The following is a 15,652-nucleotide window of genomic DNA, read 5'->3' as shown; positions in this document are numbered from 1 at the left end:
ACCTGGGCTTTCTATTAAAAAATTTCATTTTACTAGTTTAAGATGTAGCGCTCCTGTCCACAATGGGTGGTGAAGGGGTGGTTAGCTTGAATACAAAACTAGCAGCATTTGCTTACATCATTTTATTATCAATTGGAACCTTAGTGGATTTATATATACCAAAAAACGAAGTTGCGGCAAATGATCTTGTCGTGATTCCGAATGAAGCGATTCGACTTCGCATTCTAGCAAACAGTGATCATGAGCAGGACCAAGAGCTAAAGAGAAAAGTACGCGATGCGATCAATGCAGAAATCACGAACTGGGTATCGGACTTAACGACCATTGAGGCCGCTCGAAGCTTAATTCAAAATAGAATACCAGAGATTCAAAAAATAGCTGAACAGGTTTTACTAGAAAATGAGAACGGGCAGTCCGTCAAGGCAGAGTATGGAAAAAAGGTAGATTTCCCGACCAAGCTTTATGGAGAGTTTCTATACCCGGCGGGAGAGTATGAGGCGATCCTTGTCACCTTGGGAGAGGGTAAGGGAGCAAATTGGTGGTGTGTTCTATTCCCGCCGCTATGTTTTCTAGATTTCTCAAATGGTGTTGCCGTCAGTGAGGGCTTTGAGGAAGAGGAGCAGGCAGAAGAAGAAGAGGATTCTAAGGCCCAGGAAGCAGAGAATAAAGAGGAGAAACAAGAAGACGACTCACTTTTTGTAGAAGAAGAGGAAGAGCCAGTTAAGGTAAAATTTTTCCTAGTAGAAATCTTTGAGAAAATCTTTGGATAGTCCTGACGTACAGGGCTATTTTTTTCTAGTAAAATGTTCTAACTTTATCAACTCGTCATATTAATAGAATAGATCATATTAAAATGGGGTGTGGATAATGGGAATGATTGTACGCTGTGCACAGGCTGAAGATACAGGTAAGCTCATAACCTTTTTAAATGAAGCAAAACTAGGAACTGATGGTGTGAAAGAAGCCATTGAATATTTTTTGATTATGGAGGATGAAACTAGTAGAATCCAGGCAACATTAGGAATTGAGCCGTTAGGCCGCATTGGATTGCTGAGATCCTTGGCAATGACAACAAATGCTAGAGAGAATGACCTGCTCATCATTTTTGAACAAATGCTGAAGCTAGCACGTAGCAAGGAGTTAGATCATCTTTATCTTGCCACAAATAAAGAATCCTCCTTGCCGTTTTTTACATTGCTAGGATTTGAAAGAGTTGAGCAAAATAGTCTTCCGTCGGAGCTATTCACATCCGTTCATGTCAATCATATTTTAAATGTGGATAACTCGATGTTTTTGAAGTTAAAACTATAAAAATGTGGATATATCCACAAAGTTATCCACTTTTCAGTCATTTTTATACACAATTTGTGGATAATACTTGAGATCGCGACCACCTTCTTTTATACTTTCATACGTGATAAAGTAGGAAAAAGCGTTTATTTATAGCATGAAAATGAAGGTGGAGAATCATGAAGACAGAATGGCTATCGGTGGATAAAAATGTGGATGACTTGCACACATATCCACAAATTATACAAGCTGCGAATCTTTTAAAAGCCAATGAGGTAGTCGCTTTTCCAACGGAAACCGTATACGGTCTGGGAGGAAATGCGAAGGAAGATGAGGCAGTGGAGAAGATTTATGCAGCGAAGGGTAGACCGAGTGATAACCCGTTAATTATTCACATAAGCAAGCTCGAACAATTAACAGAGTTTGTGGAAGAAATACCGGAAAAAGCCGCCATATTGATGGAAAAGTTCTGGCCTGGCCCTTTGACCATCATTTTTAAGAAAAAAGAAGGGGTGCTTTCAGACAAAGCAACGGCGGGGTTATCCACAATTGCTGTACGAATGCCGGAGCATCCAATTGCCTTAGCGATTATTCAAGCAGCCGGACTTCCAATTGCAGCCCCGAGTGCCAATCGTTCCGGTCGTCCAAGCCCAACAACCGCTACCCATGTTTGGGAGGATTTAAATGAAAGGATTCCAGCGATTGTGGATGGAGGTCCAACGGGGATTGGTGTGGAGTCAACCGTTCTAGATTGTACCATGGAGATTCCGCAAATCCTGAGACCAGGTGGAGTCACAATGGAAGAGCTTGTTTCCGTAATTGGAGAAGTCAAGATCGACCCAGCCTTATCTAATGAAGAGATGGCGCCCAAATCCCCGGGAATGAAATACACTCATTATGCGCCAAATGCCCCTCTCTATTTAGTAGAAGGTTCAAGAGAGAGGATTCAGGGTCTTATAGATGAGAAAAGGCAGGAAGGATTCCGTGTGGGCGTCCTGACTACGGAGGAGAATCGTTCCTTTTATGATGGTGATGTCGTCAAGGTATGTGGACAAAGAGCTCATCTCGAATCAATAGCTAGCTCCCTCTATGATACTTTGAGAAGTTTTAATCAAGCACAAGTGGACATCATATTTAGTGAGATGTTTCCAAATGAGGGTGTTGGACAAGCAATCATGAACCGTCTTCTGAAGGCGGCGGGCCATAAAGTTATTTAGAAAAACAGGAGTTTATTTAAATTTTTACAAATCTAGTTCTTTATCCCTCAGGTCCAAGCATATGCTGAATTAGCAAGTCCAAAGGGGGAGCAGCATGAATGTCTGAATTTATCGGAGAACTAATCACACTAATCATAATGGGATTTGCTCTCAGCATGGATGCATTTTCCGTAGGGTTAGGCATGGGCATGTATCAAATCAGATTAAGACAAATATTCAAAATTGGGATAACGATTGGTTTGTTCCACGTTATTATGCCACTTTTAGGGATGGTCACCGGCCATTTTCTCTCTGAACGCTTCGGCGATATCGCTGCCATTTTGGGGGGAGTCCTGCTTTTGATACTAGGTGTGCAGATGATTTGGTCGGGATTTCAGGAAAAAGAGAATTCAGTTTTTACCCCGGCTGGTGTAGGGTTGCTCCTTTTTTCTATAAGTGTCAGCATTGATAGTTTTTCGGTAGGCCTCACATTAGGGATTTATGGAGCGAAAATCGTGATGGTCATTTTGAGCTTCGGAATTGGAGCTTGCATTCTATCCTGGCTTGGCCTCCTCCTTGGACGAAAGGTGCAAGGCTGGTTAGGCACCTATAGCGAAGCGCTCGGCGGAAGCATATTGATGATTTTTGGGATAAAACTATTGCTGCTCTAATAGGAGCTTTTTTACTGTGCGAATGATTGATGGTCGGTGGTTTGCCTGAACGAGTCTTTGCTCGAGATTCTCGAGCAATAACGAAGAGAAGGTAGGCTACCGACTATTTTCGTTGGAGTTGGGAGAAGGCGCTCATGATTGTTTTGTGTAGTAAGAGCTTTTGACAAAAATAATTCTTCTTTATTCTTTCTAGGTCTATTGAATCTAGTGTAAATGTCATATAATGTAGAAAGAAGGAGGTACCAACGTGATCCGCATATTATTTGTTTGTACGGGGAATACATGCCGAAGCCCGATGGCAGAAGCAATTTTAAAAAATAAAGCGATTTCTGGAATAGATGCAAAATCTGCTGGAGTGTATGCCATTAGTGGTATGCCAGCTTCAGAGCAAGCACAAAAGGTTTTGGAGGAGCAACATATCAGTCATGCTCACCAGTCCTCAAGTCTATCGAATGAGCTAGTGGATTGGGCGACCCATATTCTTACCATGACGGAGGGTCATAAAGAGGCTGTGATTAACATGTTTCCTAAAGTGAAAGAGAAAACGTATACTCTGAAGGAATTTGCTGGCCATACAGCAGATGTAGAAATTATGGATCCGTTCGGTGGTTCTTTAGAAATTTATCGACAAACATATCACGAAATCCAAGAAAACATTGAGGAGATTCTGAAAAGACTAGGAAATGAATGATTTTCTCAGGGAGGAAGAAAATGGAGGAGAAAAAAAGCTATAAGTTTGGTTTAAGAAAGAAACTGGTTCTATTTGTCACAACCCTTGCTATTATAACTTATTCAACTAGTGGAGTTTTCATTTATATTCTCTATCCGATGTTCAAGGATAGTATCCCGTTAGGAGAGGTTTCCTTTACACTTATTACGCTACTCCTTGGGATTACTTGGACGGGAATTTTAGCCTTTTTTGCGGCGTTTTATATTATAAAACCTCTCCAAAGGCTTGAAAAAGTGGCATTAAAGGCCGCTCATGGGGACATCAGTGTGGAGGTTGACCTTCCAAAGTCAGATGATGAGATTCGGTCATTAGGGATTGCTTTTAATCATATGCTTCTTAACTTGAAGGAAATGGTTCAAAAAATTGAAGAGAACTTTCTTGAGACGAATGAAAAGGTTATCGCGATTTCTAAGGAGTCCTCTTTGGCAGCGGAACAAGCAGAAGCAATCGCTAGAACGATAGGAGAAATCTCCTTAGGGGCAGACAACTCTGCTGTTTCCATTCAAGAGACTGCAGAATCGGTGGAAGATGTCATTCGAATTGCTGAAGAGGTACAGAATACGGCAAATACGTCTGGAATGGTGTCAAAGGAAATGGTGAAGGACTTGCAGGAATCTAAAGAGGTTATTCATTCACTCGTGTCTGGTATTCAACGACTAGCAAAAGAGAATGAAGGCTCACTGCAAACGGTTAGACGATTAGAGGATAATGCGGCGAAGGTTGAACAAATTATTCAGCTTGTTGGCGATATTGCTGCTCAAACCAATCTCTTAGCTCTGAACGCTTCCATTGAAGCAGCTCGAGCGGGAGAGCATGGCAAAGGATTTGCCGTTGTAGCGGAAGAGGTTCGCATGCTTGCTGATGAAAGTGCTAAGGCTGTCCAGGGAATATCGGAGCTGATCCGAAACATTCAGGAAGAGGTTCGCAACGTGGTGAAGCAAATCACCGATCAGGTCGAAGTGGCAAACACCGAAGCGAAAAAAGGCACAAGGACAAATGAAGTGATTGAAGAAATGACGAAGACTGTGAATGAGATGGCGACATCTGTTGCACAGATTACCGATTTAGTAGATCGACAAATGGAAAGCATCCAGCATACTTCTCATCAATCACAAGAGGTAGCCGCAATTGCGGAGGAAACCTCTGCAGGTGCTCAGGAAGTCACATCGGCGACGCAACAGCAGACAGCGGTTATTGAAAACGTAGAAAAGCTTGCCTTTGAACTAAAAAGTCAAGCAGAGGCATTGAAGAATACGATCACTAGATTTAAATTATAGGCTCTCCGATGGGGGGCCTTTTTTAATAGGAATAATTATCGCAGGTTGGCACGCCTGAGCGAGCCTTTTAGAGCAGCAGCGATGAGAAGGCGTGACAACCGAAGATCCATTTAAAAGAACCTTTATATTTAGTAAGGAATGTGTCAAAATAAACATGCATGAATCGTATATACATAGGAGGAAATATACATGAAAATTGCGATAGCGTCTGATCATGGTGGCATCCATCTTCGCGAGGAAATAAAGAGTTTAATGGATGAACTGGGCATCCAATATGAGGATTTTGGCTGTGAGTGCAGCACCTCCGTTGACTACCCAGACTATGCCTTGCCAGTGGCAGGTAAGGTTGCCTCTGGTGAATTTGATCGTGGAATCCTCATCTGTGGAACCGGAATTGGGATGAGCATAGCCGCAAACAAGGTAAAGGGAATTCGTTGTGCCCTTGTCCATGATGTTTTCAGTGCAAAGGCAACTCGTGAGCACAATGATAGCAATATTTTAGCCATGGGGGAACGGGTGATTGGGCCTGGCCTTGCTCGCGAAATTGCACGAGTTTGGCTGACAACCGAATTTGAGGGCGGACGTCATCAAAATCGAGTAGGGAAAATTACGGCTTACGAGGAGAAGAATTAATCCTTCTTGAAGGGGGGCTTTTCATTGTCTGTTAATCTAAAGCAATGGGAGCAGCAGCTCCAGACGATACTAGAAGAATTCAAGGTTCATTTAAAATCGGGGCAGGTCTTTGTTATTGGCTGCAGTACAAGTGAGGTCATCGGGCAAAAAATTGGAACAGCAGGAACGATTGAAGTTGCAGAAATGATTTTTCGAAAGCTTCAAGGGCTGAAGGATGCAATTGGAATCGAACTTGCCTTTCAATGCTGTGAACATTTGAACAGGGCGGTCGTTCTTGAAAGAGCTGTGGCGGAGCGACGTGGGCTTGAAGAGGTTACAGTGATTCCTGTTCGCCATGCAGGCGGTGCTATGGCGACCTATGCATTCGAGCACTTTGAGGACCCGGTTGTGGTTGAGCATATTCAGGCAGAGGCTGGTATCGACATTGGTGATACACTAATTGGCATGCATTTAAAGCATGTGGCCGTTCCAGTTCGGGTGTCGGAAAAACAGGTTGGAAACGCTCATATTACCTTGGCAACGACTCGACCAAAGCTGATTGGCGGCTCAAGAGCAGTGTATGAAAGAAATAAGGAAAATGAATCCTGCCGGTAATTGATTCAAGCTTCTGTGTCGTTCAGAAGCTTTTTTCATAGGGATTACCGAACAATTATAGCAAGATTTTTTATAGTATTCGGATTTTACTGATTATGAGTCTTGAATATTTTCCAACCAACGCTTAAAATGGAAAGCATGTAAGTGGAAGAAGTTCGTACATATTTTTACATTAGAGGGGGATTATCATGAGGCATTTAGCGCAGCAGGATGAACAGGTACTTCAAGCGATTCAAAAGGAATTAGGACGCCAACGTTCCAAAATTGAGTTAATTGCGTCGGAGAACTTTGTTAGTGAAGCGGTGATGGAAGCTCAAGGGTCCGTATTAACAAACAAGTATGCGGAGGGATACCCTGGAAGACGCTATTATGGCGGCTGTGAGTACGTTGATATTGTTGAGGATCTTGCACGTGATCGAGCCAAGCAGATTTTTGGAGCGGAGCATGTGAATGTCCAGCCCCATTCAGGTGCTCAAGCTAACATGGCTGTATATTTCACAATCCTTGAGCACGGCGATACTGTTCTTGGAATGAACCTTTCTCACGGTGGGCATTTGACACACGGAAGCCCTGTTAACTTCAGTGGTGTTCAATATAATTTCGTTGAGTATGGGGTGGATGAGGTCACCCATACGATTAACTACGACGATGTATTGGAGAAGGCCCGTACCCATAAGCCAAAGCTGATCGTTGCTGGTGCAAGTGCCTATCCACGCCTGATTGATTTTAAGAAGTTCAGAGAAATTGCCGATGAGGTTGGAGCGTATTTGATGGTCGATATGGCCCATATTGCTGGTCTTGTAGCCGCTGGACTTCATCCAAACCCAGTTCCATATGCTGATTTTGTCACTACGACCACACACAAAACACTTCGTGGCCCACGTGGCGGCATGATTCTCTGTAAGGAAGAATTCGCAAAGAAAATTGATAAATCGATCTTCCCAGGAATTCAGGGCGGTCCATTAATGCATGTCATTGCAGCTAAAGCGGTTTCCTTTGGGGAAGCTTTACAAGAAAGCTTTAAGGAATACGCAGCTAATATTATTTCTAACGCCAAGCATTTGGCGGAAAAGCTTCAGGAAGAAGGACTCAACCTTGTTTCAGGCGGAACTGATAACCATCTATTATTAGTCGATGTTCGTTCTTTAGGCATCACGGGAAAAATAGCTGAAAAGGTTCTCGATGAAGTGGGCATTACCGTGAACAAAAATACGATCCCGTTTGATCCAGAAAGTCCATTTGTCACTAGTGGTGTTCGAATTGGTACAGCAGCTGTTACATCACGTGGCTTCGGGAAAGCAGAAATGGAAGAAATCGCATCCATCATCGGTTTCACTTTGAAAAACCATGAGGACGAAGCAAAGCTGGAAGAAGCAAAACAACGTGTAGAAGCTCTAACAAGCCGATTCCCGCTCTACGAAGATAGATAATTATTTAGCAGGTGAAACCCTACCAAACAAAGAGTTTCACCTTTTTGTCGACAAAAGTGTCCACTGGAGGCGTACATTTTCGGTAAAAAGTCCACGGGCGGTACCAGGTACCGAATTTTCTCTGACATTTTTCTGTATGAGTTGCTCTTAAAAAGCTTTTTCTGTAAAATTAGACGAAGTGTGTTTTGTTCATAATAGGTTTACTTGAGACCAAATGATTTAAAAAGGAGAGAGCTCCATGGCAAAAGTATATGTTTTTGATCATCCGTTAATTCAGCATAAGCTTACATACATCCGTGAAAAAGATACGGGTACGAAGGATTTCCGTGAGCTTGTGGATGAGGTTGCAACCTTAATGGCCTTTGAAATCACTCGTGATATGCCTCTTGAAGAAATTGAAATTGAAACACCCGTAAGCAAGACGAAGTCCAAAGTTATTTCTGGTAAGAAGATTGGGGTTATTCCGATTCTTCGCGCAGGCATCGGAATGGTAGACGGGATTTTGAAGCTGATCCCTGCGGCAAAGGTAGGACATATCGGTCTTTATCGTGATCCAGAAACATTGATGCCGGTTGAGTATTATGTGAAACTACCTAGTGATGTAGAGGAGAGAGATTTCATCGTAGTGGACCCGATGCTTGCAACAGGTGGGTCAGCAGTGGAAGCCATTAACTCTCTCAAAAAGCGCGGTGCCAAAAATATTAAATTCATGTGCTTGATTGCCGCTCCTGAAGGCGTGGAAGCGGTGAAGAATGCCCATCCAGACGTGGATATTTACATCGCTGCTCTAGATGAAAGGCTTAATGAAAAAGGCTACATCATCCCTGGACTAGGAGATGCAGGAGATCGTTTATTCGGGACTAAATAATGTTTTTACCAAAAACCAGAGTCAAGTGCTGAAATGAGCCTTATGGGTATGGGGTGAACGTGTTTTGCTCGGTACGATAAAAAGTGGTAGAGAAAGTTGGTGTTCGAAATGAACAAACCGATAAAAGTTATGACGATTTTCGGGACAAGACCTGAAGCGATAAAAATGGCTCCGCTCGTTCTCGAACTGCAGAAATATCCAGAGGCTTTCGAATCGATCGTAACCGTGACTGCGCAGCATCGCCAAATGCTGGATCAAGTCTTATCCATATTCGGAATCACTCCTGATTATGATCTTAATATCATGAAGGAGCGGCAAACCCTTGTCGATGTGACCACTCGTGGTCTTGAAGGATTGGACAAGGTTATGAAAGAAGTGAAGCCTGATATCGTTCTTGTTCACGGCGATACGACAACCACCTTCATTGCGAGTCTCGCAGCATTTTATAATCAAATTGTGGTGGGCCATGTGGAAGCTGGCTTAAGAACGTGGAATAAGTATTCTCCTTATCCAGAAGAAATGAATCGTCAGCTAACGGGAGTGATCGCAGACCTCCATTTTTCACCGACAACGGAGTCTGCTGAGAATTTACGCCAAGAGAATAAGCAGGAAGAAAGCATCTTTATTACGGGGAATACGGCCATCGATGCCTTAAAAACAACGGTAAAAGAGGAGTATCATCACGAGATTTTATCAAAGCTCGGAGATGACCGACTGATCCTTCTTACTGCCCATCGCCGTGAAAATTTAGGGGAACCCATGCGCAATATGTTCCGGGCAGTAAAGAGAATTGTCGAAGAACAAAAGGATGTCCAAGTCATTTACCCTGTTCATTTGAACCCGGTCGTAAGGGAAATTGCGGATGAAATTCTTGGGGATGACCCGCGCATCCATCTCATTGAACCGCTTGATGTCATTGATTTTCATAATTTTGCTTCGAGAGCCTATCTCATCCTAACCGATTCGGGCGGGGTGCAGGAGGAGGCTCCATCCCTCGGTGTTCCTGTACTGGTTCTTCGTGATACAACCGAACGCCCAGAAGGAATTGAGGCAGGCACGCTTAAGCTTGCTGGGGTCGAGGAAGAAACGATTTACCAACTTGCAACTGAGCTTTTAACTGACAAGGCAGCCTATGAAAAAATGGCCAAAGCCGTCAATCCATATGGAGATGGAGAAGCTTCGCACAGAATTTGCGAGGCCATCCGTTACTACTTCAACCAGACTGCCGAAAGACCTGAACCATATCATCCATTGAAAAACTGACCCCATTTGTGGTCAGTTTTTTGTGTGTTTCGCAATCCCCCGCCTTGGTCCACGCACTTCCTGCTTGGTCCAGTGCAATTTCCACCTGTCCCAGCCGTAATCCCCCGCCGAACTAACGCAATCTATAAACTCAACCATGCATACAAAGACCGAAACAGGAACATTCTAGTAAAAAAAAGAGGGTGTATACGTTGAAAAGACTAGTCATCATGCTCATTATGTTTCTTTTTCCACTGTCAACTCACGCTCAAAGCCTCCACCATCCTCCTCTCCCAGAGGAATCTCCACAAGCCAAAAGAGTTGCTATTGTGACCATCGCTAACAATTTTACCGAACAGGATATCCAGAAAATCCTTGAACCATACCAGGATATCGAGCTGAGATATACATACAAGCATGCCCTGAACGGTTTTTCTGTAAAAGGGACCCTCTCCTCTCTAGCAAAGCTGGCGAAATCAAATCATGTCGAGCTTGTCTCTCAGGTCCAAACCTATAAAACCCAACAGGAAGAAAACATCCGAATCATCGGCGGGGATGCGGTGAGAGGAATATACGATCAAACGAATCATCGACTGACGGGAAAAGGAATTACAGTAGGGGTGATTGATACAGGGATTGACTATCGCCATCAGGATTTGAGAAGAAACTATGAGGGTGGGCATGATCTGGTGGATCAAGACGCAGATCCAATGGAATCAGAAGGCCCAGACGGTCCGATCACTCTGCACGGTACCCATGTTGCGGGGATCATTGCGGCAAATGGAAAAATCAATGGGGTAGCTCCAGATGCCAAGGTGATTGCCTATCGAGCGCTCGGTCCTGGGGGAGCAGGGACAACCGAACAGGTCCTAGCGGCGATTGAACAAGCGATTAAAGATAAAGTCGATGTTCTGAATTTGTCCCTTGGCAATAGCATTAATGGACCTGATCTCCCGATTAGTCTTGCCCTGAATAAGGCGGCAGAAGAAGGTATTATTCCTGTCACCTCGTCAGGTAATTCAGGTCCAAATATGTGGACCGTTGGCTCTCCTGGAACAGCCGCAAAGGCCATTTCTGTTGGAGCTTCCACTCCACCCATGAAAATCCCTTATCTTTCGGTTGTAGGACTTTCAGAAAAAATTAGACTTGAGCCGATGCAGGGCTCACACGAATGGAAGCTTGATCGCTCCTATGAAGTCGTAGACGGAGGATTAGGCAAACCAAAAGAGCTTACCAACGTCAAAGGGAAAATCGCCCTTATCAAGCGGGGGAAAATCACTTTTACCGAAAAAGCCAACAACGCACTGCGGGCGGGGGCAGTTGCTGTGATTATTTATAATCATATTTCTGGGAGCTTTATTGGAAATCTTGAGGGAGAGGTAGATTTGCCCGTCTCTACAATTTCTAAGGAAGAAGGCAAGAAATTGAAGCAGCTCACTGAAAAGGGAGAGGCAGAAGCCCGTATTCATATAATAGAAGAGAAGGATTTATTGGCTGATTTCAGCTCACGTGGACCAGTGACCTCCACCTGGGATATCAAACCGGATGTCGTCGCACCAGGTGTAGCGATTACGAGCACGATTCCTGGCGGTTACTTGGCCCTTCAAGGAACAAGCATGGCCGCTCCGCATGTCGCAGGTGCAAGTGCCCTCATCAAGCAAGCGCATCCGGATTGGTCACCCGAACAAATTAAGGCAGCTTTAATGAATACAGCGAAACCAATTTCTGATCAAAAAGGAAATCCATATCGAACCTATGAACAGGGTGCGGGTAGAATTCAAGTAGAAGCGGCCATTAAGACGCAATCCCTTGTTATGCCTGGTTCCCTGCAATTTGGTAAGTTCAAGCTAGCTGAAGAGCCCCATTCCCATACACAGTACGTAACGGTGGAGAACGTCAGTGATAAGGTGCAAGTCTATTCCTTTGCCATACCCAAGAATGAAATTGGAATCCAGTGGGAAATGCCTTTTTCTTTTACTCTGAAGCCAAATGAAAAAAAGAGGGTGGCCATCAAAATGATGGTGGACCCAAAAGCCTTTAAGAAAAAAATCCATGATGGCACCATAGAATTGCAGGCAGGGTCTCAAACTTTCAGAATTCCTTACTTATATGTTTTAGAAGAGCCCAATTATCCAAGGGTTATGGGATTTGATTTTGGCGCTGGGGATGAACAAGGAACGTATCAGTATGAGGTTTACTTACCTGGAGGCGCCGAGGAATTTGGGATCGCCCTTTTTGATCCTGACTCCTTTCAGTTTGTTGGCTTTCTCGATACAAAAAGAAAGGTTGGAAAAGGACTTCTAAAGGAGACGATTGATAGAGAACGTCTTCCGGAAAGCGGCCTATATATCGCCAAAGTCTTTGCAAAGCGATCTGGAAAAGAGGATATGATCGAAACTCCCCTGTATATAGAAGAGATAGAATGAAAAGATCCGTACGAGTTTCATAAAAAATAGCAAAAAAATCTAAAAGAAAATTCTGAGAACAATACAAAAAAATAAATCAAGAAGGCTGGAAAAATAATTTTCGAATATTGTGTGAACATATTCAATAATGGTGCTTGTTTGTGTGAGCTTTTTCACTACAAACGCATTGACATAAAAATGTCCCTATTGTATGCTTACAAAGGGTAAGAATGATAGGGTTTTCAACATCGTCATAGAACTTACCTTTTTGCTTGATTTTTTTTGGGAAATTGTTCTTTTCTCAGCCTTCTTACCATTCTCTTAAAGAGAGGATGCGTTCTAATATGAAACAAAAAAACCGCCACCCATTGCGAGCTTACGGCTTAATGTCCGCGATTCTTTCTCAATTAGTAGGGTCTGTATTGATTGGTATCTTCGTAGGAAGATGGCTCGATCGTCAATTCAGTACAGAACCATTATTCTTAATAATTGGATTATTGTTAGGACTAGCTGCAGGTGTGTACGCGATGCTGCGTTTAGTCCAACATTTCTATTCAGGAGAATAATCAAATATGCCGGATGTAAGAACAATTTTTCAACAGCATCAACGATACATATTTTTTTTGCTTTCATTTTATGTTCTTGGCTGGGGTTTTACTTCATATAAAACTATATTTCTGGGACTCGTTCTCGGAACTGCGCTCGGCTTGTTTAACATGTGGCTGCTTGCCAGAAAAGTAGACAGGTTTGGAGATGCGGTTATCAGAGGGGAGAAGGTTCGTTCTCTCGGAATGATTTCAAGAATGGCAACGGCTATTTTAGCAGTGGTGATTGCCCTTGAATATTCTAATCTGTTTCATCTGTACAGTGTGATTTTGGGATTAATGACACCATATTTTGTCATTATGATAAATTTTTTTAAGCAAGCTTTTCATTTACATAAATAGCGGAGAAGAGAGGTGAATACTGTGGAACATGGAGCTCCATTATATCATTTGAAAATTATGGACAACTTTACCTTAACGTTCAACTTGGCAAACGTATTAATGATAACAGTTGCCAGTGCCATCGTTTTTTTTATTGCTGTTCTTTCTACACGAAAGCTTGCCATGAAGCCAACCGGAATGCAGAACTTCTTCGAATGGATCATGGATTTTGTTAAAAATATCATCAACAGTACGATGGATTGGAAAGACGGTGGGAAATTCCATGTATTAGGAATCACCATTATCATGTATATTTTTGTTTCCAATATGCTAGGACTTCCTTTTTCAGTCTCCTATAATGGGGAACTTTGGTGGAAGTCACCAACAGCTGACCCAGTTGTTACATTAACATTAGCGACAATGATTGTAGCACTATCCCATTATTATGGGGTGAAGACCAAAGGTGTTGGCGCATATGGAAAAGAGTTCTTTAAGCCGTTCTGGTTTATGTTCCCAATTAAAATTATTGAGGAATTTGCAAACACATTAACGCTTGGTCTACGTCTTTACGGTAACATCTATGCAGGGGAAATTCTTCTTGGGTTACTTGCAGGAAGTCTTGCAACTGGAGTTGGGGGCACGATAGCAGCAATTATTCCAACGCTTGCTTGGCAGGGATTCTCAGTCTTTGTTGGCGCCATCCAATCATTTATTTTCTGTATGTTAACAATGGTTTACCTCTCACACAAAGTGAGCTCAGACCATTAATATAAAACCTGTTCATTCGAGTCAATTTTATAATATCAATAGTTAGCCATATCACGGCAGCAAATGCTGTATCCTAATGGCGATAAATCAAGATTATGAAATTGATTATGAACAAACAAAATAAATCATATTTTCTTATATTTAAGGAGGAACTCTATAATGGGTATGTTAGCAGCAGCAATTGCAATTGGTTTAGCGGCACTAGGTGCTGGTATTGGTAACGGTCTTATCGTATCTCGTACAGTTGAAGGTATTGCACGTCAACCAGAAGCACGTGGAATGCTTCAAACAACAATGTTCATCGGGGTAGCGTTAGTTGAGGCGATTCCTATCATCGCAGTTGTTATCGCATTCATGGTTCAAGGTCGATAGGCGCTGGAGCTAGACAATAGTAACAAAAATGGCGAAGATCATTCATGTGTAGCTTCGCCATTCCTTTATGTTCTTTTGGCAAAATATTAATTTTTTCTAAATGAAATGTTTACTAAATTCTTAGCAAGTATAAGGAACGACTCTTGAAGGGAGTGAATCAAGTCTTGTTAACAAACAGTCTAATCTTGGGTGCAGCTGAAACAGCACATAATGGCTTTAACGGTGGGGATATTTTATTCCAGCTTGTTATGTTTGCTATTCTGTTAGCATTGTTAAAAAAATACGCATGGGGTCCATTAATGGGAATCATGAAGCAACGTGAGGAACATGTTGCAAATGAAATAAATTCGGCTGAACAAAGCCGTGCGGAAGCACAAAAGCTACTTGAAGAACAACGCAGTCTTTTAAAGGAAGCACGTACAGAGGCGCAAAACCTTATTGAGAATGCGAAAAAGCAAGGCGACGTTCAACGTGAGGAAATTATCGTACTCGCTCGTACAGAAGCGGAGCGCTTGAAGGAATCTGCTAAGCTAGAAATTGAACAGCAAAAGGAAAAGGCTGTTGCAGCGATTCGTGAGCAAGTGGCTACTCTATCTGTCATGATTGCTTCTAAAGTAATTGAAAAAGAGCTTTCCGCCGAGGATCAAGAGAAGCTCATTAATGAATATATTCAAGAGGTAGGAGAAGAGCGATGAGTAGCTCAAGTATAGCAAAACGCTATGCGACCGCTCTTTTCCAACTTTCAAAAGAACACCAGCTTCTTGACCGAATGGAAGAAGAGCTTCGTGTAGTAAAAAATGTTTTAGTAGACAATGGCGAATTAAAGGCTGTCCTTAAGTCTCCTAAGGTTTCTATTGATAAAAAGAAAGAGATCATCAGCGGATCCTTTGGGGCAGTTCATCCATTTGTTTTGAACACATTATTAATTTTAATTGATCGTCATCGCGAGGATTACATCACGGATATGGCGGACCAATTTATTCAATTAGCAAATGATGATCGTGGAATTGCAGAGGCGCAGGTTTATACAACTCGTCCGATAACAGACGATGAACGTCAAGCACTTTCTGCATCTTTTGCTGCTAAGGTTGGAAAACAATCTCTTCGTATAAATAATATCGTTGATTCTAATTTGCTCGGCGGTGTGAAAGTCCGGATTGGAAACCGTATTTTCGACGGATCCTTAAGTGGCAAGCTGGAGCGTTTAGAACGACAACTGTTAAGTTAAGTTCGTAGATAGGGGTGAAACT

The 15,652-nt window shown here is 42.7% G+C and carries 18 protein-coding genes; all 18 read left to right on the top strand.

Annotated elements, in window-relative coordinates; genetic code table 11:
* The first annotated feature begins 86 nt into the window (after window positions 1-86).
* The 18 genes from spoIIR to J2S07_RS02990 all read left to right on the top strand — a co-directional run bounded on the left by spoIIR (window position 87) and on the right by J2S07_RS02990 (window position 15,630).
* A complete protein-coding gene (gene spoIIR, locus J2S07_RS03075; protein WP_307148930.1) occupies window positions 87-770 on the top strand; it encodes a stage II sporulation protein R in 684 nt (227 codons plus the stop codon).
* Window positions 771-867: 97 nt separating this feature from the next.
* Complete coding sequence (locus J2S07_RS03070; protein ID WP_307148929.1) at window positions 868-1,311, top strand: GNAT family N-acetyltransferase; 444 nt, start codon at window positions 868-870, stop codon at window positions 1,309-1,311.
* A 158-nt stretch (window positions 1,312-1,469) separates the two neighbouring features.
* Window positions 1,470-2,507, top strand: a complete 1,038-nt coding sequence (locus J2S07_RS03065; RefSeq protein WP_307148928.1) for an L-threonylcarbamoyladenylate synthase — start codon at window positions 1,470-1,472, stop codon at window positions 2,505-2,507.
* A 98-nt stretch (window positions 2,508-2,605) separates the two neighbouring features.
* The gene (locus tag J2S07_RS03060) at window positions 2,606-3,157 is read left to right on the top strand and encodes a manganese efflux pump MntP (protein ID WP_307148927.1); all 552 of its coding nucleotides are present in this window, start codon (window positions 2,606-2,608) and stop codon (window positions 3,155-3,157) included.
* 247 nt (window positions 3,158-3,404) lie between these two features.
* Window positions 3,405-3,848, top strand: a complete 444-nt coding sequence (locus tag J2S07_RS03055) for a low molecular weight protein arginine phosphatase (RefSeq protein WP_307148926.1) — start codon at window positions 3,405-3,407, stop codon at window positions 3,846-3,848.
* 20 nt (window positions 3,849-3,868) lie between these two features.
* Window positions 3,869-5,164 (top strand): methyl-accepting chemotaxis protein, encoded by a 1,296-nt coding sequence (locus J2S07_RS03050; RefSeq protein WP_307148925.1) that lies wholly within the window; start codon window positions 3,869-3,871, stop codon window positions 5,162-5,164.
* Window positions 5,165-5,353: 189 nt separating this feature from the next.
* Window positions 5,354-5,797, top strand: coding sequence for a ribose 5-phosphate isomerase B (rpiB, locus tag J2S07_RS03045; RefSeq protein WP_307148924.1), 444 nt, complete (start codon window positions 5,354-5,356; stop codon window positions 5,795-5,797).
* Window positions 5,798-5,821: 24 nt separating this feature from the next.
* Window positions 5,822-6,391 carry a TIGR01440 family protein gene (locus tag J2S07_RS03040; protein WP_307148923.1) on the top strand — a complete coding sequence of 190 codons (570 nt, stop codon included), beginning with the start codon at window positions 5,822-5,824 and terminating at the stop codon, window positions 6,389-6,391.
* A gap of 188 nt (window positions 6,392-6,579) precedes the next feature.
* A complete protein-coding gene (glyA, locus tag J2S07_RS03035; protein WP_307148922.1) occupies window positions 6,580-7,821 on the top strand; it encodes a serine hydroxymethyltransferase in 1,242 nt (413 codons plus the stop codon).
* 238 nt (window positions 7,822-8,059) lie between these two features.
* Entirely contained in the window at window positions 8,060-8,689 is a 630-nt protein-coding gene (gene upp / locus J2S07_RS03030) for a uracil phosphoribosyltransferase (protein ID WP_307148921.1), read from the top strand.
* A 108-nt stretch (window positions 8,690-8,797) separates the two neighbouring features.
* On the top strand, window positions 8,798-9,952 hold the full coding sequence (gene wecB / locus J2S07_RS03025; protein ID WP_307148920.1) for a non-hydrolyzing UDP-N-acetylglucosamine 2-epimerase: 1,155 nt from the start codon (window positions 8,798-8,800) through the stop codon (window positions 9,950-9,952).
* A 191-nt stretch (window positions 9,953-10,143) separates the two neighbouring features.
* Window positions 10,144-12,357, top strand: coding sequence for a S8 family serine peptidase (locus J2S07_RS03020; RefSeq protein WP_307148919.1), 2,214 nt, complete (start codon window positions 10,144-10,146; stop codon window positions 12,355-12,357).
* A 323-nt stretch (window positions 12,358-12,680) separates the two neighbouring features.
* Window positions 12,681-12,902, top strand: coding sequence for an AtpZ/AtpI family protein (locus J2S07_RS03015; RefSeq protein ID WP_307148918.1), 222 nt, complete (start codon window positions 12,681-12,683; stop codon window positions 12,900-12,902).
* 6 nt (window positions 12,903-12,908) lie between these two features.
* The gene (locus J2S07_RS03010; protein WP_307148917.1) at window positions 12,909-13,283 is read left to right on the top strand and encodes an ATP synthase subunit I; all 375 of its coding nucleotides are present in this window, start codon (window positions 12,909-12,911) and stop codon (window positions 13,281-13,283) included.
* A 21-nt stretch (window positions 13,284-13,304) separates the two neighbouring features.
* Window positions 13,305-14,030, top strand: coding sequence for a F0F1 ATP synthase subunit A (atpB, locus tag J2S07_RS03005; protein ID WP_370872775.1), 726 nt, complete (start codon window positions 13,305-13,307; stop codon window positions 14,028-14,030).
* A gap of 159 nt (window positions 14,031-14,189) precedes the next feature.
* Window positions 14,190-14,402, top strand: coding sequence for a F0F1 ATP synthase subunit C (atpE, locus tag J2S07_RS03000; RefSeq protein WP_018708433.1), 213 nt, complete (start codon window positions 14,190-14,192; stop codon window positions 14,400-14,402).
* Window positions 14,403-14,566: 164 nt separating this feature from the next.
* Window positions 14,567-15,097 carry a F0F1 ATP synthase subunit B gene (gene atpF / locus J2S07_RS02995; RefSeq protein ID WP_307148916.1) on the top strand — a complete coding sequence of 177 codons (531 nt, stop codon included), beginning with the start codon at window positions 14,567-14,569 and terminating at the stop codon, window positions 15,095-15,097.
* On the top strand, window positions 15,094-15,630 hold the full coding sequence (locus J2S07_RS02990) for a F0F1 ATP synthase subunit delta (RefSeq protein ID WP_307148915.1): 537 nt from the start codon (window positions 15,094-15,096) through the stop codon (window positions 15,628-15,630). Before atpF ends, J2S07_RS02990 begins: the two co-directional genes overlap by 4 nt.
* The last annotated feature ends 22 nt before the right edge of the window (window positions 15,631-15,652 follow it).

Origin of the sequence: Anoxybacillus andreesenii, from assembly GCF_030813005.1 — a bacterium.
Lineage (GTDB): Bacteria > Bacillota > Bacilli > Bacillales > Cytobacillaceae > Robertmurraya > Robertmurraya andreesenii.
The sequence above is the reverse complement of the archived record's forward strand: the minus strand, read 5'-3'. Positions and strand labels throughout refer to the sequence as shown.

Bases quoted from the DNA above. Each gene is read 5' to 3' on its own strand.
- J2S07_RS03070 (WP_307148929.1), top strand. From the start codon at position 868: ATGGGAATGATTGTACGCTGTGCACAGGCTGAAGATACAGGTAAGCTC.
- J2S07_RS03065 (WP_307148928.1), top strand. From the start codon at position 1,470: ATGAAGACAGAATGGCTATCGGTGGATAAAAATGTGGATGACTTGCAC.
- J2S07_RS03060 (WP_307148927.1), top strand. From the start codon at position 2,606: ATGTCTGAATTTATCGGAGAACTAATCACACTAATCATAATGGGATTT.
- J2S07_RS03050 (WP_307148925.1), top strand. From the start codon at position 3,869: ATGGAGGAGAAAAAAAGCTATAAGTTTGGTTTAAGAAAGAAACTGGTT.
- rpiB (WP_307148924.1), top strand. From the start codon at position 5,354: ATGAAAATTGCGATAGCGTCTGATCATGGTGGCATCCATCTTCGCGAG.
- glyA (WP_307148922.1), top strand. From the start codon at position 6,580: ATGAGGCATTTAGCGCAGCAGGATGAACAGGTACTTCAAGCGATTCAA.
- upp (WP_307148921.1), top strand. From the start codon at position 8,060: ATGGCAAAAGTATATGTTTTTGATCATCCGTTAATTCAGCATAAGCTT.
- wecB (WP_307148920.1), top strand. From the start codon at position 8,798: ATGAACAAACCGATAAAAGTTATGACGATTTTCGGGACAAGACCTGAA.
- J2S07_RS03015 (WP_307148918.1), top strand. From the start codon at position 12,681: ATGAAACAAAAAAACCGCCACCCATTGCGAGCTTACGGCTTAATGTCC.
- J2S07_RS03010 (WP_307148917.1), top strand. From the start codon at position 12,909: ATGCCGGATGTAAGAACAATTTTTCAACAGCATCAACGATACATATTT.
- atpE (WP_018708433.1), top strand. From the start codon at position 14,190: ATGGGTATGTTAGCAGCAGCAATTGCAATTGGTTTAGCGGCACTAGGT.
- J2S07_RS02990 (WP_307148915.1), top strand. From the start codon at position 15,094: ATGAGTAGCTCAAGTATAGCAAAACGCTATGCGACCGCTCTTTTCCAA.